This is a genomic window from Acinetobacter sp. NIPH 2100 (assembly GCF_000369805.1).
In the GTDB taxonomy this organism is placed as follows: domain Bacteria; phylum Pseudomonadota; class Gammaproteobacteria; order Pseudomonadales; family Moraxellaceae; genus Acinetobacter.
Genome location: NZ_KB850224.1, coordinates 595202 through 616226, shown reverse-complemented (window position 1 = coordinate 616226; position 21025 = coordinate 595202). Strand labels below are relative to the sequence as shown.

General features: G+C 42.3%; 21 protein-coding genes. 13 read left to right on the top strand and 8 right to left on the bottom strand.

The features are described 5' to 3' along the window. Positions 1–28 precede the first annotated feature (28 nt). On the bottom strand, positions 29–520 hold the full coding sequence (gene ilvN / locus F887_RS14945; RefSeq protein WP_004804329.1) for an acetolactate synthase small subunit: 492 nt from the start codon (positions 518–520) through the stop codon (positions 29–31). Further along, entirely contained in the window at positions 520–2244 is a 1725-nt protein-coding gene (locus tag F887_RS14950; protein ID WP_005291694.1) for an acetolactate synthase 3 large subunit, read from the bottom strand. Before F887_RS14950 ends, ilvN begins: the two co-directional genes overlap by 1 nt. 509 nt (positions 2245–2753) lie before the next feature. Between F887_RS14950 and F887_RS14955 the strand changes: the two genes are divergently transcribed. The 8 genes from F887_RS14955 (at position 2754) to F887_RS14990 (ending at position 13474) form a co-directional block, all read left to right on the top strand. After that, entirely contained in the window at positions 2754–3095 is a 342-nt protein-coding gene (locus F887_RS14955; protein ID WP_005291692.1) for a DUF4124 domain-containing protein, read from the top strand. Between the two features lie 145 nt (positions 3096–3240). Continuing rightward, positions 3241–5880, top strand: a complete 2640-nt coding sequence (leuS, locus tag F887_RS14960) for a leucine--tRNA ligase (RefSeq protein ID WP_005291690.1) — start codon at positions 3241–3243, stop codon at positions 5878–5880. Positions 5881–5986: 106 nt separating this feature from the next. After that, positions 5987–6496: an LPS-assembly lipoprotein LptE gene (gene lptE / locus F887_RS14965; RefSeq protein WP_005291689.1), complete on the top strand. Its 510-nt coding sequence runs from the start codon at positions 5987–5989 to the stop codon at positions 6494–6496. A gap of 9 nt (positions 6497–6505) precedes the next feature. After that, positions 6506–7501: a DNA polymerase III subunit delta gene (holA, locus tag F887_RS14970; protein WP_005146862.1), complete on the top strand. Its 996-nt coding sequence runs from the start codon at positions 6506–6508 to the stop codon at positions 7499–7501. A 38-nt stretch (positions 7502–7539) separates the two neighbouring features. Then, positions 7540–8370 carry an SIR2 family NAD-dependent protein deacylase gene (locus tag F887_RS14975; protein WP_005291688.1) on the top strand — a complete coding sequence of 277 codons (831 nt, stop codon included), beginning with the start codon at positions 7540–7542 and terminating at the stop codon, positions 8368–8370. A gap of 108 nt (positions 8371–8478) precedes the next feature. Beyond that, positions 8479–9822 carry a MacA family efflux pump subunit gene (locus tag F887_RS14980; protein WP_005291687.1) on the top strand — a complete coding sequence of 448 codons (1344 nt, stop codon included), beginning with the start codon at positions 8479–8481 and terminating at the stop codon, positions 9820–9822. Between the two features lies 1 nt (position 9823). Further along, complete coding sequence (locus tag F887_RS14985) at positions 9824–11815, top strand: MacB family efflux pump subunit (protein WP_005291686.1); 1992 nt, start codon at positions 9824–9826, stop codon at positions 11813–11815. 258 nt (positions 11816–12073) lie between these two features. After that, positions 12074–13474: an efflux transporter outer membrane subunit gene (locus tag F887_RS14990; RefSeq protein ID WP_005291685.1), complete on the top strand. Its 1401-nt coding sequence runs from the start codon at positions 12074–12076 to the stop codon at positions 13472–13474. A 24-nt stretch (positions 13475–13498) separates the two neighbouring features. Here F887_RS14990 and F887_RS14995 read toward each other — a convergent pair whose 3' ends face one another. Further along, complete coding sequence (locus F887_RS14995) at positions 13499–13915, bottom strand: hypothetical protein (RefSeq protein ID WP_005291683.1); 417 nt, start codon at positions 13913–13915, stop codon at positions 13499–13501. 278 nt (positions 13916–14193) lie between these two features. On the opposite strand from F887_RS14995, the gene F887_RS15000 reads away from it, so the two are divergent. After that, positions 14194–15180 (top strand): protein NO VEIN domain-containing protein, encoded by a 987-nt coding sequence (locus F887_RS15000; protein WP_212749623.1) that lies wholly within the window; start codon positions 14194–14196, stop codon positions 15178–15180. Positions 15181–15270: 90 nt separating this feature from the next. Here F887_RS15000 and F887_RS15005 read toward each other — a convergent pair whose 3' ends face one another. From F887_RS15005 to orn, 3 genes are all read right to left on the bottom strand, one after another. Next, complete coding sequence (locus F887_RS15005; protein WP_005291680.1) at positions 15271–16074, bottom strand: enoyl-ACP reductase FabI; 804 nt, start codon at positions 16072–16074, stop codon at positions 15271–15273. 142 nt (positions 16075–16216) lie between these two features. Further along, positions 16217–16951 (bottom strand): Bax inhibitor-1/YccA family protein, encoded by a 735-nt coding sequence (locus F887_RS15010; RefSeq protein ID WP_005291679.1) that lies wholly within the window; start codon positions 16949–16951, stop codon positions 16217–16219. A gap of 127 nt (positions 16952–17078) precedes the next feature. Next, positions 17079–17639, bottom strand: a complete 561-nt coding sequence (gene orn / locus F887_RS15015) for an oligoribonuclease (RefSeq protein WP_005291678.1) — start codon at positions 17637–17639, stop codon at positions 17079–17081. A gap of 124 nt (positions 17640–17763) precedes the next feature. Here orn and rsgA point away from each other — a divergent pair, with 124 nt between their 5' ends. From rsgA to secB, 4 genes are all read left to right on the top strand, one after another. Then, positions 17764–18822: a ribosome small subunit-dependent GTPase A gene (rsgA, locus tag F887_RS15020; RefSeq protein WP_005291677.1), complete on the top strand. Its 1059-nt coding sequence runs from the start codon at positions 17764–17766 to the stop codon at positions 18820–18822. 94 nt (positions 18823–18916) lie between these two features. Continuing rightward, the gene (locus tag F887_RS15025; RefSeq protein WP_005291676.1) at positions 18917–19333 is read left to right on the top strand and encodes a rhodanese-like domain-containing protein; all 417 of its coding nucleotides are present in this window, start codon (positions 18917–18919) and stop codon (positions 19331–19333) included. An 11-nt stretch (positions 19334–19344) separates the two neighbouring features. Further along, positions 19345–19605, top strand: a complete 261-nt coding sequence (gene grxC, locus F887_RS15030) for a glutaredoxin 3 (RefSeq protein WP_004804307.1) — start codon at positions 19345–19347, stop codon at positions 19603–19605. A gap of 32 nt (positions 19606–19637) precedes the next feature. Beyond that, the gene (gene secB / locus F887_RS15035; RefSeq protein WP_005146893.1) at positions 19638–20096 is read left to right on the top strand and encodes a protein-export chaperone SecB; all 459 of its coding nucleotides are present in this window, start codon (positions 19638–19640) and stop codon (positions 20094–20096) included. Between the two features lie 69 nt (positions 20097–20165). Here secB and F887_RS15040 read toward each other — a convergent pair whose 3' ends face one another. Together F887_RS15040 and F887_RS15045 are read right to left on the bottom strand one after the other, a co-directional pair. Continuing rightward, positions 20166–20792, bottom strand: coding sequence for an alpha-ketoglutarate-dependent dioxygenase AlkB family protein (locus F887_RS15040; RefSeq protein WP_005291675.1), 627 nt, complete (start codon positions 20790–20792; stop codon positions 20166–20168). Further along, positions 20779–21024: an Ada metal-binding domain-containing protein gene (locus tag F887_RS15045; protein WP_005291674.1), complete on the bottom strand. Its 246-nt coding sequence runs from the start codon at positions 21022–21024 to the stop codon at positions 20779–20781. Before F887_RS15045 ends, F887_RS15040 begins: the two co-directional genes overlap by 14 nt. Position 21025 lies beyond the last annotated feature (1 nt).

The following is a 21025-nucleotide window of genomic DNA, read 5'->3' as shown; positions in this document are numbered from 1 at the left end:
CTCTTTTCAAAGAGGGTTGGGGAAGATTTTAAATTGTTAAAACTTTTTCACCACGTGCAATGCCTGATACACCAGAGCGCACAACTTCAAGGATGGTATTTTCTGCAAGTGCATCAATAAAGCCATCAATCTTGTCGGTTGTACCTGCGATCTGAATGGTATAGGTCGTTGGTGTTACATCAACGATTTGCGCACGGAAGATGTCAGCTGTACGTTTAATTTCCGCACGAGCTGCACCCAAGGCTTTGACCTTAATCAACATCAGCTCACGTTCAATGTGTGAACCTTCTGATAAATCAACCACTTTTACAACTTCAACCAATTTGTTGAGTTGCTTGGTGATTTGCTCGATTTTATGATCATCGCCATAAGTCGTTAAGGTTAGACGAGATAAGGTTTCATCTTCGGTTGGCGCAACATTCAGTGTCTCAATGTTGTAATTACGTTGAGAAAACAATCCCACCAAACGAGAAAGCGCACCAGCTTCGTTTTCAACGAGTACCGAAATAATATGTCTCATTATGTACGCTCCCCTTTCCCTAACCACATATCTTGCATTGACTGACCAGCAATCAACATTGGATATACATGCTCTGTACGGTCTACCATGACATTAATGAATACACATTTATCATTAATTGCCATCGCTTCGGCTAATTTAGATTCCAACTCATCCGCGTGGTTAATCTGAATACCAACGTGTCCGTATGCTTCCATTAACTTGGCAAAGTCAGGCAATGAATCCACATAAGAACTTGAATGACGTCCTTCGTAGTTCATGTCTTGCCACTGCTTCACCATGCCTAAAGCTTGGTTGTTCAAGCAAAGAATTTTCACATTCAAGCCATACTGCTTACATGTCGATAATTCTTGGATACACATCTGAATCGATGCTTCACCCGTAATACAAACCACTTGTTGATCTGGGAATGCAAGCTTTGCAGCCATTGCATACGGCAAACCAACACCCATGGTGCCTAAGCCACCAGAGTTGATCCACTGACGTGGACGCTTGTATTTGTAGTAGTTCGCACCAAACATTTGATGTTGACCCACGTCTGAAGTAATGATGGCTTCACCATTGGTCACACGATCTAATGCCTCAACCACTTGCTGAGGTTTCATTACACCATTTTGGCCCGCTTCATAACGTAAGCCATGTACCTTGCGCCACTCATTAATCTGAGACCACCATGCCGCAATTGCTTCAGGGTTTGGCTTAGATACATTCATTTGTTTAAGCTGTGCCAGCATTTCTTGAAGCACTGGCTCTACTGCACCCACAATCGGGATGTGCGCCATAATGGTCTTCGAAATAGTTGCTGGATCAACATCAATGTGAATCACTTTCGCATTGAGACAGAATTTTGCAGGGTTATTGGTTACACGGTCATCAAAACGCGCACCAATGGCCAAAATCACATCTGCATTGTGCATTGCCATGTTGGCTTCGTAGGTCCCATGCATCCCTAACATCCCCACAAATTGTGGATCGTTACCTGGGAAAGCACCTAAGCCCATCAAGGTATTTGTTACTGGATAACCCAATAAATGCGCAAGTTCAGTCAATAAGCCAGATGCATTACCTTGAACAACACCACCACCTGTGTAAATCATCGGGCGTTTCGCAGTGATCAACTCATCAATCGCTTTGCGGATTTGACCTGAGTGACCACGTGAAGGCGGTTGATATGAACGCATCTTCACTTTTTCTGGGTATTCGTAGGCAAACTTTTCTGCAGGATTCGTCGCATCTTTCGGAATATCAACAACGACTGGGCCTGGACGGCCAGACGAAGCAATATAGAATGCTTTCTTAATAATGGCAGGAATTTCACTCGCGTGACGCACTTGGAAACTGTGTTTTACGATTGGACGAGAAATACCAACCATATCTGTTTCTTGGAATGCATCTTCTCCAATGAGATGGCTTGCAACCTGACCAGACAAAATCACCATTGGGATTGAGTCCATGTAGGCTGTTGCGATTGGAGTGACGGTATTGGTCGCGCCTGGTCCTGAAGTGACCAGTACAACGCCTGTCTTACCTGTTACGCGTGAGTATGCATCTGCCATATGACCAGCAGCTTGCTCATGACGTACGAGGTAATGATTAATTTTGTCTTGTTGAAATAGCGCATCATAAATATGTAATACAGCGCCGCCTGGATACCCAAAAACATGCTCTACGCCTTCGTCCGCAAGGGCACGAACGAGCATTTCACCACCAGATAAAAGTTCCAACGTGATTCACCCTAGTATTTGCACAATTTATGGGAGACATAAATTGTGTTTCATTCATTAACTTTATGCACTTTTTATAAGTGTGCGTATTCTACTCGTTTTTGCTGCAATAGGAAAAATTTTCTGAGACTCATCAGCCGTATAAACTTGATGACATCTCGAATCAAAATGTGCTGGGATAAGCATATTTCAAAACAGCATTCTCTCGGCTAGAAAGAATGTCCATTGCAAGCCATGACATTTATTCGAAGGGTGATCAAATAAGCGCATATAAAACTTGAGAAAGCATTCTTGTTTCTTTCATAAGCAAAGTCAAGAACAAAGAAAAGGTTTTTAACGAATATTTTTTAGCTGTTGTTTTTTTAAACACATTTCACGGAATAATTTGGTCTTTTTAAACGCCCATTTATCACAAAACTATTTTCTTTTTATTGAAAAATAGGCATTGTAAACTGCTTATTTAGGCACTTTGATCGAATATAGACAACATTCTCTTGGGGAGATCAAATATGAAGTCATCTTATTTAAAAACAAGCTTATACATTATTTCAACAACGGCCCTTCTGCTCTGCTCTAGCCAGAACTACGCACAACAATATTATAAATGGGTCGATGCCAATGGTTCAACCCACTACACCACAACACCCCCACCGAAAGGTACGAAGCGTTTGGATAAAGTTTCTACATATGGCAACAACCGCCAAACAACAAATCCATCTCATCAAACCAATCAGGCTGCACCAGAGGCCACTCCAAATACACAGCAGCATATACCGCAGGCTGCGCCTGAAGCGCCAGCCAATAGCGTTAAACCTGAGAGCCTAGCGCCTACATCACAATCTAATCGCTAATAAAATGCGAAGCCATTCTACAAGGCGACCTTCAATACGGTGCCTTGTAGATAAAATCCCGATCTAAAAACTGACATTTCCTGCAATTTTGCGCTATGCTGTGCAGCAATCTTAACTTTACTTTTTTGTTGTATCGCATATCCCTATGACGACTTCTCACATTGACTCCGAATATCAAGCAAGTGCCATTGAGCCCCAAGTTCAACAAGACTGGGACAATCGCAAAGTTTTTAAAGTTGCAGACACTGTAGAGGGTAAACATCGCTATATCCTATCGATGTTCCCTTACCCAAGTGGCAAACTGCACATGGGTCATGTGCGTAACTACACCATTGGTGACGTGATCAGCCGTTTTTATCGCTTGAAAGGCGAAACAGTGCTACAACCAATGGGCTGGGATGCATTTGGCTTACCTGCTGAAAATGCAGCCATTGCACACCAAGTTGCGCCGGCAAAATGGACCTTTGAAAACATCGCTTATATGCGTGACCAATTAAAAAAATTGGGCTTGTCTGTCGACTGGGATCGCGAATTTGCAACCTGTACACCAGAGTACTATCACTGGGAACAATGGTTATTCGTACAACTATATAAGAAAGGCTTAATCTATCGTAAGCTTTCAACCGTGAACTGGGATCCTGTCGACCAGACGGTATTAGCCAATGAGCAAGTTGAAAATGGTCGTGGTTGGCGTTCAGGTGCATTGGTGGAAAAACGTGATATTCCAATGTATTACTTCCGCATCACCGACTATGCGCAAGAATTATTAGATGATTTAGATACCTTGAAAGATGGTTGGCCACAACAGGTCTTGACCATGCAACGTAACTGGATCGGTCGTTCGACTGGTATGGACATTACCTTCCCTTCTGCGAATCCAGCAATCTATGCAGATGGTTTGACCGTTTATACCACGCGTGCAGATACCCTAATGGGTGTGACTTATGTTGCTGTTGCAGCAGAACACCCTATGGCACTCAAAGCTGCAGCCCTTCAATCAGAAGCAGGCAACCCTGAACTTGCTGCTTTCATTGAAGAATGTCGTATGGGTTCAGTCGCAGAAGCCGATCTAGCCACTGCTGAAAAGAAAGGTATGGCAACTGGCTTGTCTGTTAAGCACCCAGTGACAGGTGAAGAACTCCCAGTTTGGATTGCCAACTATGTATTGATGTCATACGGTTCAGGCGCGGTCATGGCTGTTCCTGCACATGACGAACGTGATTTTGAATTTGCCAATAAATTCAACTTGCCAATCAAACAAGTGATTGATGCCAAAGGTGCTGATGATGCTGAATATTCAGCAACTGAGTGGCAAGAATGGTACGGCTCTAAAGATGGCAAATTGGTTAATTCTGGCGAGTTTGATGGTTTAGCATTCCAAGCCGCTTTTGATGCCTTCCTTGCAAAATTAGAACCACACGCTTTGGCAAGTTCTAAGGTTCAATTCCGTTTACGTGACTGGGGTGTTTCTCGTCAGCGTTACTGGGGTTGTCCAATTCCAATGATCAACTGTAATAGTTGTGGTCAAGTCACCGTTCCAGAAGATCAATTACCTGTCGTTTTACCGACCGATGTGGTTCCAGATGGTTCTGGTAACCCATTGAACAAGATGCCTGAATTCTACGAAACCAAATGCCCAAGCTGTGGCGGCGATGCGCGTCGTGAAACAGACACCTTGGATACCTTTGTAGAATCCTCTTGGTACTATGCACGTTATGCATCTCCAGACTTTACTGGCGGTATGGTGAAACCTGAAGCGGCGCAAAGCTGGCTTCCTGTGAACCAATATATCGGTGGTGTTGAACACGCGATTCTGCACTTACTTTATGCACGTTTCTTCCACAAGTTGATGCGTGATGAAGGCGTGGTACAAGGTAATGAACCATTTACCAACTTGCTCACCCAAGGCATGGTGTTGGCTGATACCTTCTATCGTGAAGCAGAGAATGGCAAAAAAACTTGGTTCAATCCTGCTGATATCGAATTAGAGCGTGATGAAAAAGGTCGTATCCTGTCTGCGAAATATTCAGGTGATGGTCAGGAAGTTGTGATTGGCGGACAAGAAAAAATGTCCAAGTCAAAAAACAACGGTATTGACCCGCAAGCGATTATTGATCAATACGGTGCAGATACTGCTCGTGTCTTCATGATGTTCGCTGCACCACCAGATCAATCACTTGAATGGTCTGACGCAGGTGTTGAAGGTGCTAACCGCTTCTTGAAACGTGTATGGCGTTTGGCTGCTGGCTTCTTGGAAAAAGGCAATCAAGCAACGGCGATCGATACAGCAAACTTATCGAAAGATGCGCAAGATTTACGTCGTAAAACCCATGAAACCATCCAAAAAGTGGGTGATGACATCGAACGTCGTCATGCGTTCAACACGGCAATTGCCGCATTGATGGAATTACTCAATGCCAGCAACAAGTTCGAAGCAAAAGATGACAATGATGTTGCTGTTGCACGTGAAGCAATCACCACATTGCTCACCTTACTTGCACCATTTGCACCACATTTGAGTCAAACGTTGTTAACTCAGTTTGGTTTGGAATTAACGACAATTGAATTCCCGCAAGTGGATGAGTCAGCGTTAACCCGTAATACGCAAACGATTGTTGTACAAGTGAATGGTAAACTTCGTGGTAAGTTAGACGTCGCAGTCGATATCTCAAAAGATGAGTTATTGGCTTTGGCAAAAGCATTACCAGAAGTTCAACAATTCTTGACGGGTCCAACCAAGAAAGAAATTGTCGTTCCAAATAAACTCGTTAATTTAGTGGTTTAACATCTCTCCTAGGGAACATTGTTCCGCAACTCCTGTTATTGAAGGGAGTTGCACCCCTCCTTGAAAAGAGAAGGGTTCGGGGAGATTAAGCAATAGAGGAATAAATATGCACTTAGCGCAACGTGCAGCTGCTATCGTTCTCACTTTAGGCCTAAGTGCAGGTTTAGTCGGCTGTGGCTTCCATTTAAAAGGAAGTAATCCAACAGCAGCACCACTGGTCTATAACAAGCTAACGCTTGCAATGCCTGCAAATACGAGCGAACTTGAGAATAAACTCAGTGTTTATCTTAGTGCTACAGGTGTTCAACTCAGTAACGCCAATGATGCTTATGTACTCCGCATTTTGGATTACACCCCTCGTCGCCAGTTACTCAACGGTAAATTGACGGAAGTATTGTTGCGTTTAACCGTGACATTCCAGATTGAAGATCGACAAGGTAAGAAAATTACCGAACCACGTACTTTAACGGCCTCACGTACCTATCAATATGACGTTGCAACGGTAAACACCGACAACCAACAAGAAGCTTATCTGAATCGTATTGTGATTGATGACGTGGCTCAGCAAGTGACTCGCCAAATTGCAGCCAATCGTTTACCAAAAGCTCAGCCATAATCACGCATTATGAAACTGGATTATGTTCAAGCGTTAAAACGTGTCGGTGAGGCTCGCGGTGCATGGATCATGCATGGACAAGAGCCTTTGCTTGAACAAAACCTGCTCGATACCTTCCGTAAAAGCTGGCAACAACAAGAAGTTGAACGCCAGCGCTACGACATCAGTAGCGTGAATGACTGGAAAAATGTCTTTAATGCACTGAATAGCCTGTCGCTGTTTTCGCAACAACTCGCGATTGAAGTGCACGGCAACATCAAACCTGATGCCAATGGCTTAAAGCTACTTAAAAGTTATATTCAGCATAATGAGCATAACTTATTACTGATTGTCCTACCTAAACAGGACAGCAGCAGTTTAAAGTCAGCCTTTTTTCAAGTGGTCGAGGCCAATGGTGTCGTGGTTCCGCTTACGGCAACCTACCCACAAGATCGTCAACGGATCTTAAGCATAGAAGCAGAAAAGCTCGGTATCCAGCTGAATAATGATGCTTGGCAATGGCTTATGCAGCACCATGAACATAACCTGCTCGCGGCAAAAAATAGCTTGATGCGGGTTGCAGATACCTTCCCCGATATTCAACAGATTCAGATTGAACAGTTATATGCCTGTTTACAGGATCAATCTCGCTATACCACTTATGATTTAAGTGATGCCTTGCTTGCAGGAAATTTGGCACAGTCGGTCAAGATTTACCAATATCTGATTGCTGCGGGTGAGCCTGATAGTTTGATTTTATGGACACTGAGCAAAGAAATGCGCTTATTGATGCAGTTATTTGAGCAACCGCACAATGCTATCCAACTCGGGATTTGGAAAACCAAAGTCTCACAATATCAACAAACCCTGCGCCGTTTGAATCCAAGACAATTTTTAACTTGGCCTGATTTATTATTGCGTATCGATGCTTCGATCAAAGGCATGTCAAAAGAAAATCCAGAACAGTTAATGTTGCAAGCTTTAGCTGAACTTTGCGGCACAACTTTATTTACGCAACCTGCTTAAACACTAAAAATTAAATCATAAGAAGAATGGGTTGCTCTATGCCATTTCATTTAAATCCAAACCAAATCGAATACATACAACGTCTATTTAAACATGCAGACAGCCTGATCATCAGCGCAGGTGCAGGTATGGGCGTCGATTCAGGTTTACCAGATTTTCGTGGCAACCAAGGCATGTGGCAAGCTTATCCCGAGCTTGGTAAACAACGCATTGATTTTACCGAGATTGCCAATCCAGCCGCTTTTAAACGCCATCCACGTTTAGCTTGGGGATTTTATGGACATCGTTTAGACCTCTACCGTCGAACCATGCCACATCAAGGATTTCATTTACTTAGACAATTGGCTGAAGCATTAGAACTGCCTTATTTTGTATTTACCTCAAATGTCGATGGACAATTTCAAACAGCAGGCTTTGATTCCAAACAGATTTATGAATGTCATGGTTCAATTCATCATTTGCAATGCCTTGCCGCATGTAAACAAGACATCTGGTCAGCTGATGAATTAACACCAGACATTGATCACCAAGATTGCCAATGGCTAGGTCAACTCCCCTTGTGTCCAAACTGCGGACATTTAGCTCGACCCAATATTTTGATGTTTGATGACTATGCATGGCTCAGCCAACGCCAGAAACAACAAATGCAGCGTTTAGATACTTTCTTAAAAATACATCACCAACCACTGGTGATTGAAATGGGAGCTGGTACCGCAATCCCGACCGTACGTTATTTTAGTGAACGCTTTGCGCCTGATTTAATTCGCATCAATCCACGTGAATTTGCACTGCCCGCTCAAGGAGGTATCGCACTTGCAACAAATGCTGAATCGGGCATCCACAGTATTTATCGGATATTTATAGAATAACTCAGCAGAAAAATAGAAAATAATTCTCATTCTAGATTAAAAATATTCACGCTTTATCCTTATTTCACTTTTATACTAAGTCCAGTTTTCCACTTTTGACCTGTCGCCATGCCAAAAACAACCATTAAAAAAATCCAGCCTCGCAAAATCATCATGATTGCTATCGGGGTACTGATCATCGCAGCACTCGGATGGATGTTCTTTAAACCGAAAGCTCAAGCACCACAATTTATTAGTGCCGAAGTCTCCAGAGGCGACATTGAAAACTCGGTATTGGCAACAGGTGTACTTGAAGCGACCAAGATGGTCAGTGTCGGTGCGCAGGTATCGGGTCAGGTGAAGAAAATGTATGTGCAACTCGGCGACCAAGTCAAACAAGGTCAACTGATCGCGCAAATTGATTCGATTCGCCAAGAAAACGAACTCAAAACAGCAGATGCCAGTATTAAAAACCAACAGGCACAGCTCGCAGTACAACAAGCCAATTTGGCAAAAGTTGAAGCAGAATATAAACGTCAACAAGCCATGTTTAGTCAAGATGCGACTTCGCGTGCTGAACTTGAAAGCGCATTAGCCAATTATAAAACTGCTCAAGCTCAAATCACGGCAATTAATGCGCAAATTGAACAGTCACGCTTAACACTCGCAACAGCTAAAGAAGATTTAGGTTATACCCGTATCGTTGCACCGATGGATGGCACCATTGTGGCGATCGTGACCGAAGAAGGCCAAACCGTAAACGCCAACCAAACTGCACCGACCATTGTGAAATTGGCCAAATTAGACACTATGACCATCAAGGCTCAGATTTCTGAAGCGGATGTCATGAAAGTTGAAAAAGGCCAAACCGTATATTTCACCACTTTAGGCAACAGTGATAAAAAGCATTATGCAAAACTCCGCCAAGTAGAACCTGCACCGAATTCAATTAATACCGAAACCAGCAGCAACAGCAGTTCATCAACTTCGAATGCAGCGGTTTATTACAATGCTTTATTTGATGTTCCTAATGAAGATGGTCAATTACGTATTGATATGACAGCACAAGTTTATATTGTGTTGGCAGAAGCAAAAAATGCGCTGACCGTTCCTGCCGCAGCGATTCAAACTCAACGTGCTAACCGTGGTAAAGACCATCAAGGCAGTGCGAATGCATCAGCTGAACAAGCGAAAAAATCAGATGGCGACAAAACACAACGTCCTAAAAGCCTTGAACTGAGTGAAGAAGAAAAAGCGCTCATTGCACAAGGTAAAGCATCAACAGGTATTGTTCGTGTATTACAAGCCGACGGTACAACTCTGCCACAGCCTGTACTGATTGGCCTGAATAACCGCGTGACAGCCCAAGTGCTTAAAGGTTTAAAACAAGGCGATCAAGTGGTCATTGCCGATGCTTCTGATAGTTCAAACGAAGCAGCGAAACGCAGTAATCAACGTGCAATGAGAATGTAATATGACGCAAAATCAAACACATTCATCACAGCCACTGCTTGAGGTCAGCAACCTCACTCGCGAATTTCCTGCGGGTGAAGGAACTGTACAAATCCTCAAAGGGATTGATTTAAAAATTTATGCAGGTGAACTGGTTGCCATTGTTGGTCAATCAGGTTCGGGTAAATCCACCCTGATGAACATCTTGGGCTGCTTGGATAAACCTACTGCGGGAAGCTATCGCGTCAGTGGTCGAGAAACGCGACAACTTGAACCTGATGAACTGGCACAATTACGCCGTGAATATTTTGGTTTTATTTTCCAGCGTTATCATTTGCTTGGAGATTTAAGTGCCGCAGGTAACGTTGAGGTCCCAGCAATTTATGCAGGCGTCGACAGCCATATTCGTCAGGAACGCTCTGCTGAACTATTATCTGAGCTAGGCTTAGAAGAACGGTTGCATCATCGACCAAGCCAACTCTCTGGGGGTCAGCAACAACGTGTTTCGATTGCCCGTGCCTTGATGAATGGTGGTGATGTGATTCTTGCCGATGAGCCAACAGGTGCATTGGATAAGAATAGCGGTATTGAAGTCATGCGTATTTTGCGTGAGCTGAATGCCAAAGGCCATACCATTATTCTGGTCACCCACGATCTCAATGTTGCTAAAAATGCGACGCGTATTATCGAGATCAGTGACGGTAATATTATTTCAGACCGTGCCAACGTGCCTGAAAATGCAGATTCAGATTTAGAACATCAAACCCTGCAACGCACACCACAAAAGAAAACCTCAGCTTGGCGTTCTTTCTTTGATCGTCTCGGTGAAGCATTCCGCATGGCACTGCTTGCCATGAATGCCCACCGTATGCGGACTTTCCTGACCATGCTTGGGATTATTATCGGGATCGCATCCGTGGTCTCGGTGGTTGCGTTGGGGAATGGCTCACAGAAGCAAATTCTAGAAAATATCAGTAGCCTCGGTACCAATACCATTACCGTGTATCAGGGTCGTGGTTTTGGTGATAACTCGCGTGCTTCACAAGTCAAAACACTGGTGCCTGCTGACGCAGAAGCATTGGCAGAACAGCCTTATGTCGATGGAGTGAGTCCATCCGCCAATACCAGTGTGACACTACGCTACAAAGATACTGAAGCATCGGCAACAGTAAATGGTGTCAGTGCTGATTTCTTCTATGTCCGTGGCATGACCTTTAAATCAGGACAGCCTTTTGACAAAAACAGTGTTACTCAGCGTGCCCAAGATGTGGTTATTGATACCAATACAGAAAAAACCTTCTTTGCTGATGGGACCAATCCTGTTGGTCAAGTGTTGTTATTGGGCAGTGTACCCAGCCGTATTATTGGTGTAATTGATGCTCAACAAGGCTTTATGGGTAGTTCAGACAGCCTCAACGTCTATCTCCCCTACTCCACAGTGATGAGTCGTATGTTGGGTCAATCCAATGTACGTAGCATTATTGTCCGGATTAAGGACGAATACCCAAGTAGTGCTGCTGAAAATGCGATTCTTACCTTGCTGGAACAGCGACACGGCGCACAGGACGTATTTACCCAAAACTCCGACAGTATTCGTGAAACCATCCAACAGACGACGGCAACCATGACCCTGTTAATTTCTGCAATCGCGGTGATTTCTTTGGTCGTTGGTGGGATTGGGGTAATGAACATTATGCTGGTTTCTGTGACCGAACGAACCCAAGAGATTGGCGTACGTATGGCGGTTGGCGCTCGACAAAGTGACATTTTGCAGCAATTCCTGATCGAAGCAATTTTAGTCTGCTTATTGGGCGGTGTACTCGGTGTGCTGCTTTCTTTAGGGATTGGGCAAATTATTGGGCACTTTGCCAAAGGCATCATTGAGATGAGTTATTCAACCACCTCAATCGTAGCGGCCTTTGTGTGTTCAAGCATGATTGGTATTGTATTTGGCTTCTTGCCAGCACGAAATGCGGCACAACTCGATCCAGTTGCTGCTTTAGCGAGAGAATAACCATCAAAAATTGATCTCAGAAATAAGATACTCGGGAATGTCATCCGCAACCTGCGTGGTATCAACAAGATATTGTTTCTGTGAAAAGTTAGATAAATGAAAAAATAGAACAGGTTTTGCGGATGACGATGGTTTTGCCTACTTTTCCCGAAAGAAAAGTAGGTCGAGCCGAAGGCTTAAACTGAAAATGGATGAGAACTCGATAAGACACTGTCTCGATAATCATGCTCTTTCAAATTATTAAGGGAATGACGATCAATGTTATTCAAACAACATAAAATCGCACTTGCACTTTGTCTCAGCACATCATTAGCTGGCTGTTCTGCTGTGGTGAAAACCCCCTATAACGCCCCAACAGTACAAGTACCTCAACAGTTTCAGTATGATGCGCAAAAAAATAAGAATGTGCATCTAACTGATCAGTGGTGGACACTGTTTAATGATGCCCAACTGAATCAATTGGTCGATCAAGTTCTCGCTAAAAATAGTGATTTAAGCGTTGCAGGGATTACCCTTAAACAAGCTCGTTTACAGGCAGGTTTGGCTGAAAATAAACAAGGTATTCGGACCAGTTCAAGTGTTTCAGCAGGTCATAACTATGACCTCCGTTCAGGCGATGGCTCTGACCACGGTTTATCGACTAGCGTTGGCGTTAGCTATGAACTTGACCTATTTGGCAAACTCGCCAATCAAACTGAAGCTAGCCGCTGGGAGGCTTTGGCTAGTGAACAAGATTTGCAAGCCACGGCACAAAGTCTGGTTGGAACCACAGCGAAACTGTATTGGCAGCTTGGCTATCTGAACGAACGCTATCAAACCATTCAGCAGAACTTGGCTTCGACCCAAAAAATCTATTCTTTGGTGCAATCACAGTATAAAGCGGGTGCGGTTTCAGGTTTAGATTTAACTCAAGCGGAACAATCGGTACAAAGCCAAAAAGCCAGCCTCAGTCAGATTGAACAACAACGTGTCGAAGCACGTACTGCTATTGCCGTATTGCTACACGAACCTGTACAACAACTGAATATTCAGGAACCTGCACAGTTTCCGCGCAATGCCCTACCGAGTCTTGCCGTAGGCTTACCTGCCGATATTTTATCGCGTCGTCCTGACTTACAAGCATCTGAATTACGCCTACGCAAAACCTTAGCCAATAAAGATGCAACCAAAGCCAGCTATTATCCATCGATTAATTTGACGGGAAATCTAGGTTCATCCAGTACCTCTTTAACACAACTGTTAAAGAACCCTGCTTTGACTTTAGGGGCAAGCTTAAGCCTACCTTTTCTTCAATATAATGATATGAAGAAGGATATTGAGATCAGTGATCTTGAATATGAAAAAGCCATTACTCAATATCGTCAAACCTTATACCAAGCTTTTGCCGATGTGGAAAATGCCTTATCCAATCGTACTCAACTGAATCAGCAAGTTCAATTACAGCAACGTAATGTCGAGCTGGCAGATAAAACTGAACGTTTAACCGAAGTGCGTTATCGTAATGGCGCAATTGCCTTAAAGAACCTACTGGATGCACAAGAAACCACACGTAATGCACGGCTCAGCTTGGTTGAAACCAAGCAGAATCAATACAATGCATATGTCACTTTGATGCAAGCCTTAGGTGGCAGTCCTGTAAAAGAACTATCGAAACAATAGTCCTAGTGCTATTGTTTTGTGCGCTTATTCTTTCACCAGATCTGGATTATTCTGGATCTGGTGAATACGTTTAATCTTGTCCTGATCATCAAAAACAACTTCATACGAAAGTTGCTGACCATTGAAATACATCTCAGTTGGAGAGCCAATCACTTCCCATAGACCAATTGTGGCAATATCCGCAGTTGTGTGCCATAGCGTACGGCTGATTCTGGCTGCTTTTGAATAGCCTTGCTGAAAGGTATAAATCTCTTTGCGTTCACCATTCACGGTTTCTGAAGTGACGGGTGCGCCCAATTCAGAAATCACATAATTTCGATGTTTTCCCACCTCTAAAACCGCCATATTCTTTTTATGCGGTTGGTTACTTGCCATCACTGCAGCACAACCTTGAAGTGAAAGAAGAGTGACTAATCCCAAAACAACAGCTATTTTCTTCACGCTTTTTGACCTACCCCGAAAGCTAAAAAATAATATGTTTATCGATATTCTGTTTAGAATTTTCGATTCAACAAAAAACCAGCATTAATTAGCATATAAAGGATGGGATGACAAATGATTTACTATTTTTTTATATATTACTAATTACTAAATTGACCATAAAATCAAAAAATTATTAAATAATGTTTCCCATCGTTTTTGTATTGATGCAAATATTACTGTTTTATATACTGATCAAAATATAGCTAAATAATTTAAATTATAATTCTGGGGGTATCGTGCAAAATCCATTAATTATTTTCAGACTTGGTTGGATGGATGATTATTCTGGTAAAGGAGAAATTATTGGGGGTGGCTCTCATATTAAGGAAAATGGTGAGGGTGGTGAAATGTGGAATTTTCGTGAAGAGGCGGGACGGCGTTATGGATATGTAATGTCCAAGAATTTTGCAGGAATTGACCTTAATCGTATTTCAAATCAATACTTATGGAAGAAAGGGGATGAGCTTGATAATGTTGATATTGTCTTTATTTCTACTCACCCAGATGGTGGTCAATTTGTCACTGGATGGTATTTAGGAGCAACTATCTACCATAAAGAATATCGTAAACGTAGAGGAAGCAAAAACCAAGATGACTGGAACAATATTGAATACCTATCCGAAGTGAGATCTGAATTTTCAAATCTTCTACCTACCCTAAAAAGGACTTTCCCAATTCCTAAAGGAAAGGGTTTTCCAGGAACTTCAAATGTTTGGTATGGAGATGACGAAATACCGCATGTGAATGATTTTAAGAATGAACTTAGGGCTTACATATATTGTCATAATAACAAAACGAATAATCTGCCTACAAAAAAAACAAAGCCTAGTAAAGATCTTATACTAGCAATAGAAATAGCAGCTATACAATTAACATGGAAGTATTACGAATCACTTGGTTACAACGTTATCACTGTTGAAAAAGATAATGCTGGTTGGGATTTGGAGGCCACTAAAGAATCTGAAAAGCTTCTTTTAGAAGTTAAAGGTCACAAAGGAAACGTTATTCAGTTTGAATTAACACCAAATGAATACTTTCAGCTCCAAAATAACTTAGAGAACTATCGGGTTTGTGTAGTCAGAAATGCTCTTGATAAACCTGACCTCATACAATTTTACCCAATTGAAGATGAAGAGTACTGGTATCTAAAAGAAGTTGATGGAACTGAAATAATTAGACTACAAGAGAAAATAGCTGCAAAGGCTGTACAAATAGACTTCTAGCAGGCCACTGTAGTTTTTAAATCCCACTCTACCCCTTACAAATAAAGCCGCTCTAAAAGCGGCTTTATTAAATAATTTAGATCAATCTAATTATTCATCATCCATCATCGACTGGCTCATACCAACAGTATTAAAGCCACCATCGACATACATGATTTCACCAGTAATACCTGAAGCCCACGGCGAGCAAAGGAATAATGCAGCATTACCCACTTCTTCAATGGTCACATTACGTTTAAGTGGAGAGATTTTTTCATTGGCATCTAACATTTTACGGAAAGACTTAATGCCTGATGCTGCCAAAGTACGGATTGGACCCGCAGAAATTGCATTCACACGAATACCGTCTACGCCCAAACTTGATGCTAAATAACGAACGCCTGCTTCTAACGATGCTTTCGCCATACCCATCACGTTATAGTTCGGCATCACACGCTCAGAACCTTGATAAGTCAAAGTCAACAAACAACCTTGGCGCGCTTGTAATAATGGTTTAGCCGCACGCGCCATCGCAACAAAGCTATACGCGCTAATGTCATGTGCAATTTTAAAACCATCACGATCCGTTACGTCAGTAAAGTCACCATCAAGCGTATGCGCTGGTGCAAAACCAATTGAATGCACCACACCGTCCAAACCATCCCAGTGTTTTGCTAATTCAACAAAAGCATTGTCAATTTCTGCGTCAACAGCAACATCACAAGGAAAAACTAAAGTTGAACCAAACTGTGCTGCAAAATCATCCACACGCTTTTTCAGCTTTTCATTTGGATAAGTAAACGCAAGCTCAGCACCTTCACGGTGTAAGGCAGCGGCAATACCGTAAGCAATCGATAATTTACTTGCAATACCGGCAATTAAAAAACGTTTACCAGCTAAAAGTCCTTGTGACATCTTATTCTCACTCGAAAAATTTTCACCACATGATGCCAATAATCAGCGCAATGCGGAATTGCATAATCCATCTTTTTTACAATCTTGCATAAAAAAATCGCCTTCACTTGAAGACGATTTGTATTTTTACTTAAATCAGAACTTAATCGTCACCGCGAAGCAGACTCAATAAACGCAGGAATGAATAATACATCCATACCAAAGTCGCCAATAAGGCAATGGCACAGATCCATTCAAATGCTTTTGGTGCACGTTGCGCAGCCGCATTTTCAATCAAGTCAAAATCCAAAATCAGGTTTAATGATGCAATCACAGCAACAAAAGCAGCAAAGCCGATACCCAACCAGTTACTTTCAAAGATATAAGGGATGCTTGAACCAAAAGCCAAACGCAAAATGATTTGCACCACAAACACCAGTGCAATAGCGATCGTAGCAGATACCACAACAGCCTTAAATTTTTCCGTCGCACGAATCACTTGGAATTTATATAAAGCAAACAGAACCAAAGTGGTAACGAATGTTGCCAATAATGCCTGTAAAGGTACGCCTGGATATTTCAACTGGAAAATAAACGATACGCCACCAAGGAATGCGCCTTCAAATAAGGCATACGGAATGGCCAAAGCAGGTGCAGTATTGGATTTAAATGTGGTAATGAGGGCGAGAATTAAACCACCCACTGCACCAATAATGGTTGCAGCATAGGCAATAGAAAGATTCGCTGTGATGGCACAGTAGAAAAATAAGGCCATGCCTAAAACAGCAGCAATCACCGTTAAAAGTACAGATTTTTGAATCGCACCCTGAATGGTCATTGGCTCAGCAATATCTTGATAGGTTTCCACCCGTGTTAAAATAGGGTTGGTACTTTGCATATAGACTCTCTTTTTTTATAGTTTGCAATTAAAAGCCGAGTTTAAGCGATTTTTTGATCAAGCCCAAACTTTTTTAGCAGATTAAAAAAGGAGCCTAAGCTCCTTTTATGTATCATTCAATAATCGATTACTTATCGTTATTCATGATAAAAAAGTATTCACGATAGTATTTCAATTCTGCAATCGAATCACGGATGTCATCCATCGCCAAATGCGACGCATTTTTCTTTAACCCGCTCATAATTTCAGGTCTCCAACGTTTCGCTAACTCTTTTACCGAAGACACATCTAAATTACGATAATGAAAAAATTGTTCCAGTTCAGGCATCAAACGATGCAAGAAACGACGGTCTTGGCAAATTGAGTTACCACACATCGGTGATGATTTTGGATTCACCCATTTCTTCAAGAACTCAAGTGTTTGCTGTTCTACATCTTCAGCCTTTAACTTGCTACGGCGTACACGCTCAACCAGACCAGACTGGCCATGTTGCTTGGTATTCCATTCATCCATCGCATTTAAAATCAAATCAGATTGATGCACTGCTAGAACAGGCCCTTCAGCCAAGATATTCAAATGGTCATCTGTAATAATTGTTGCAATTTCAATAATCTTGTCGTTATCGGTATCAAGACCTGTCATTTCCAGATCGATCCAAATTAATCGTGTATCAGGGGTGCTACTCATGGATGGCGATTCTAAAGTGCTTAAAAACATCAATAGTAGCAAATTAATTACATCTTGGCTGTAATTCTATAGCGGCTTCGTGCTATTTTTGCGGTCTTCAAAGTGTGGATTTTTTGGGATATGAATGGCTTTAATTCGTAAGCGTCGTTTAACCGAACAACAGCAGCGTCGTATTGAGAAACAGCATAAATCGCGTCAAGACGACATTGACACATCGCAAGATTTAGATGGACTGGTTGTTCAGCATTATGGTCGTCAACTCGAAGTACAAGCCTTATCTGTGCCTGAACAGCACCCTGAAAAACCACAAGTGGCTGAAGGTGAGCCAGAACCGTTTTGGAAACCAATCGAACTCGACAGTATTTGGCGTTGTCATACCCGTACTAACTTAGAACTGTTGGTGACTGGTGATCGGGTGAAATGGCAAGCAGATCCAATTACAGGTTTAGGGATCATCACCGCAATTTACCCTAGACAATCATTACTGACCCGTCCCGATCGCTATCACAAAGTGAAGCCTGTCGCAGCCAATATCAGTCTGATTGTGATTGTGTTCGCACCTTTACCTGAACCTGCCCCCACATTGATTGACCGCTATCTGGTGGCATGTGCCGATGCCAATATTCCCGCGTTATTGGTGCTGAATAAATCCGACTTGCTCACTGAAAATGACCCGATTCTTACCCTCCTCAGTGAATATGAATCTCTTGGCTATGAAACCCTGATTTGTCATTCACAAGGGGACTTATCTGCGCTTTCGAATCGCATTGATAATGAAACCGTTGCCTTTGTTGGACAGTCTGGGGTTGGAAAAAGCTCACTGATTAATACTATCGTTCCTGATGCAGCACAGAAAACCAATATCATTTCTGAGAACTCTGCACTCGGACAGCACACCACAACCTCAACACGTTTGATTAAATTTGGAACAAACGGTGCGTTAATTGATTCTCCTGGAATCCGCGAATTCGGCCTATGGCATTTGAGTTTAGAAAAGGTCCGCACAGGTTTTCCAGAGATTGAAGCACATTTGGGACTATGCCAGTTCCGTAACTGCACCCACACGCATGAGAAAAATTGTGCGCTGAAACAAGCGGTTGATGCAGGTGAAATTTTACCTCGTCGTCTCGACAGTTATTTACGACTGCTCGATGAAATTCAAGAAGCGCAGCAAAAAAGTTAATTTTCTTCGCCATTTGCCCTTGAACTAAAGTTTTTGATCACCATTGAGATAAGTTATACTCAGGATCAATTTTGATTTTAACTTTAGGTGACTTGTGGAACGCTGGTTAGAGTTTATGGGGAATCACCCCTTCTTATTTGGTGCGCTCGGCGTGTTAATCGTGCTGTTCTTTGTTTTAGAAGGACAACGCAACGGTCGTAAAATTTCACCACAATCTCTAGGTATTTTGGTCAAGGCAAAAAATGCTATTTTGATCGATTTACGTGATGGAAAAGATTTCCGTGATGGTCACATCAGCGGCAGTCGTAACATTCCGTATAGCCAAATCACCAGTCATTTAGATGAATTAAAAGCAAGTGATCGTCCACTGGTCTTTATTTGTAACTTAGGGCAAGTTGCAGGCTCAGCATTGCAAAAAGTTGGTCATTCCGACAGCTACCGTTTAGACGGCGGTATCAGCAATTGGAAAGCTCAAGGCTTACCTTTAGTGAAAAGCAAAACCAAAGCTTAAGGAGAGATAAAATGACTACTCAAAACGTCACCATTTATTCAACGCTTTCTTGCCCATATTGCGTACGCGCAAAACAATTACTTGAGCGCAAAGGCGTTGCTTATAAAGAAATTAATCTTTCCAATGAAGCACCAGAAGTTCGTCTTGAGTTAATGCAACGTACCAATCACCGTACTGTGCCGCAAATTTTTATCAAAGACCAATTCATTGGCGGTTTTGACCAACTTTATGCTTTAGAGCGTGAAGGCAAACTCGACCAATTATTAGCTTAACAACATCTAAATCCAAGATTTAAGGAAAAACAATGAGCGAAGAACAAGTTCAGCCACAACTCGCGTTAGAACGTATCTATACCAAAGACATCTCTTTTGAAGTTCCTGGTGCGCAAGTATTTACTAAGCAATGGCAACCAGAGTTGAACATCAATTTATCTTCTGCTGCAGAAAAAATTGATGCAACTCACTACGAAGTGTCTTTAAAAGTTGTGGTTCAAGCAAACAACGAAAATGAAACTGCGTTCATCGTTGATGTCACTCAATCAGGTATCTTCTTGGTTGATGGTGTAGAAGAAGATCGTCTTCCATACATCTTGGGTGCATATTGCCCAAATATCTTGTTCCCGTTCTTACGTGAAGCGGTAAATGATTTAGTGACTAAAGGCAGCTTCCCGCAATTGTTGCTTACACCAATCAACTTTGATGCTGAGTTTGAAGCAAACATGCAACGCTTACAAACTGATGCAGACGCTCAAGGTCAAGCATAAGTAATCTCTCCCTATTCCCCTCCTTTTAAAGGGCGATTAGGAGCGATGCGTACCAAAAGGACTGATTTTTCAGTCCTTTTTTTGTGATCGATACACAATGGTTCTAAAGGTCAGATTCACCCGTGCAGTATTGACTTTCTTGGTCGGCGGTAATCGATGTAACCAGTAAGTTTGTGTGGTGTCTTTCATCACAAGCAAACTGCCATGCTCTAAATACAATTCTACTTTCTCTTTACTCTGCTTATGTTTAAAAGCAAATTTACGCTCTGCACCAAAGCTTAAAGAGGCAATCGCACCATCTTTTTGGAGATCGGTTTCACCATCACTATGCCATGCCATTCCTTCATCACCGCTGTGATAAAGATTCAGTAAGCATGAGTTGAACGTTTCACCTGTCAGTTTTTCAACCAGTTGTTTTAATTCAAGCAATTCCTTGGTCCAAGGCAAAGCATATTTATTCATATTGGAATAGGTATATTCAAAGCGTCGCTCGCCATACCAAGCCACTTTACGCTTAGTGGTGAGCAAGCGCCCAAAAATGAGAGCCTGATCATTTTCCCATGCAATGTTATGCAACAGCTGATCAAAATAATGATCGGCTTCAGCCGTGTCTACGACCTTGCCAAAGTACTGTACTGTCCCATCATAGGGTAAATGATTGTGGTTTGGATCAGCTTCAATATCAAATAGTTGCATCTTTCCACTTCTTATAAGCTTGCTTCATACAATGTCCACAAGGCCGATAGCCTTGCATAATCGCCTCATGTTCATTCTGAAAAAATACCCGATTCTTTTTTAGCATGCGCTTCCCAGAACCACAGGTCAATCTGCCATAGATGTTAAGCTGGGAATTGCCTGCAAATAGAATCTCGCCGTCTCTTAATTTTTGATGTAACGCGGTCTGCTCTAATTCACTAGGCTGCCACATG

Bases quoted from the DNA above. Each gene is read 5' to 3' on its own strand.
- ilvN (WP_004804329.1), bottom strand. From the start codon at position 520: ATGAGACATATTATTTCGGTACTCGTTGAAAACGAAGCTGGTGCGCTT.
- F887_RS14955 (WP_005291692.1), top strand. From the start codon at position 2,754: ATGAAGTCATCTTATTTAAAAACAAGCTTATACATTATTTCAACAACG.
- leuS (WP_005291690.1), top strand. From the start codon at position 3,241: ATGACGACTTCTCACATTGACTCCGAATATCAAGCAAGTGCCATTGAG.
- lptE (WP_005291689.1), top strand. From the start codon at position 5,987: ATGCACTTAGCGCAACGTGCAGCTGCTATCGTTCTCACTTTAGGCCTA.
- holA (WP_005146862.1), top strand. From the start codon at position 6,506: ATGAAACTGGATTATGTTCAAGCGTTAAAACGTGTCGGTGAGGCTCGC.
- F887_RS14975 (WP_005291688.1), top strand. From the start codon at position 7,540: ATGCCATTTCATTTAAATCCAAACCAAATCGAATACATACAACGTCTA.
- F887_RS14980 (WP_005291687.1), top strand. From the start codon at position 8,479: ATGCCAAAAACAACCATTAAAAAAATCCAGCCTCGCAAAATCATCATG.
- F887_RS14985 (WP_005291686.1), top strand. From the start codon at position 9,824: ATGACGCAAAATCAAACACATTCATCACAGCCACTGCTTGAGGTCAGC.
- F887_RS14990 (WP_005291685.1), top strand. From the start codon at position 12,074: ATGTTATTCAAACAACATAAAATCGCACTTGCACTTTGTCTCAGCACA.
- F887_RS15005 (WP_005291680.1), bottom strand. From the start codon at position 16,074: ATGTCACAAGGACTTTTAGCTGGTAAACGTTTTTTAATTGCCGGTATT.
- F887_RS15010 (WP_005291679.1), bottom strand. From the start codon at position 16,951: ATGCAAAGTACCAACCCTATTTTAACACGGGTGGAAACCTATCAAGAT.
- orn (WP_005291678.1), bottom strand. From the start codon at position 17,639: ATGAGTAGCACCCCTGATACACGATTAATTTGGATCGATCTGGAAATG.
- rsgA (WP_005291677.1), top strand. From the start codon at position 17,764: ATGGCTTTAATTCGTAAGCGTCGTTTAACCGAACAACAGCAGCGTCGT.
- grxC (WP_004804307.1), top strand. From the start codon at position 19,345: ATGACTACTCAAAACGTCACCATTTATTCAACGCTTTCTTGCCCATAT.
- secB (WP_005146893.1), top strand. From the start codon at position 19,638: ATGAGCGAAGAACAAGTTCAGCCACAACTCGCGTTAGAACGTATCTAT.
- F887_RS15040 (WP_005291675.1), bottom strand. From the start codon at position 20,792: ATGCAACTATTTGATATTGAAGCTGATCCAAACCACAATCATTTACCC.
- F887_RS15045 (WP_005291674.1), bottom strand. From the start codon at position 21,024: ATGTGGCAGCCTAGTGAATTAGAGCAGACCGCGTTACATCAAAAATTA.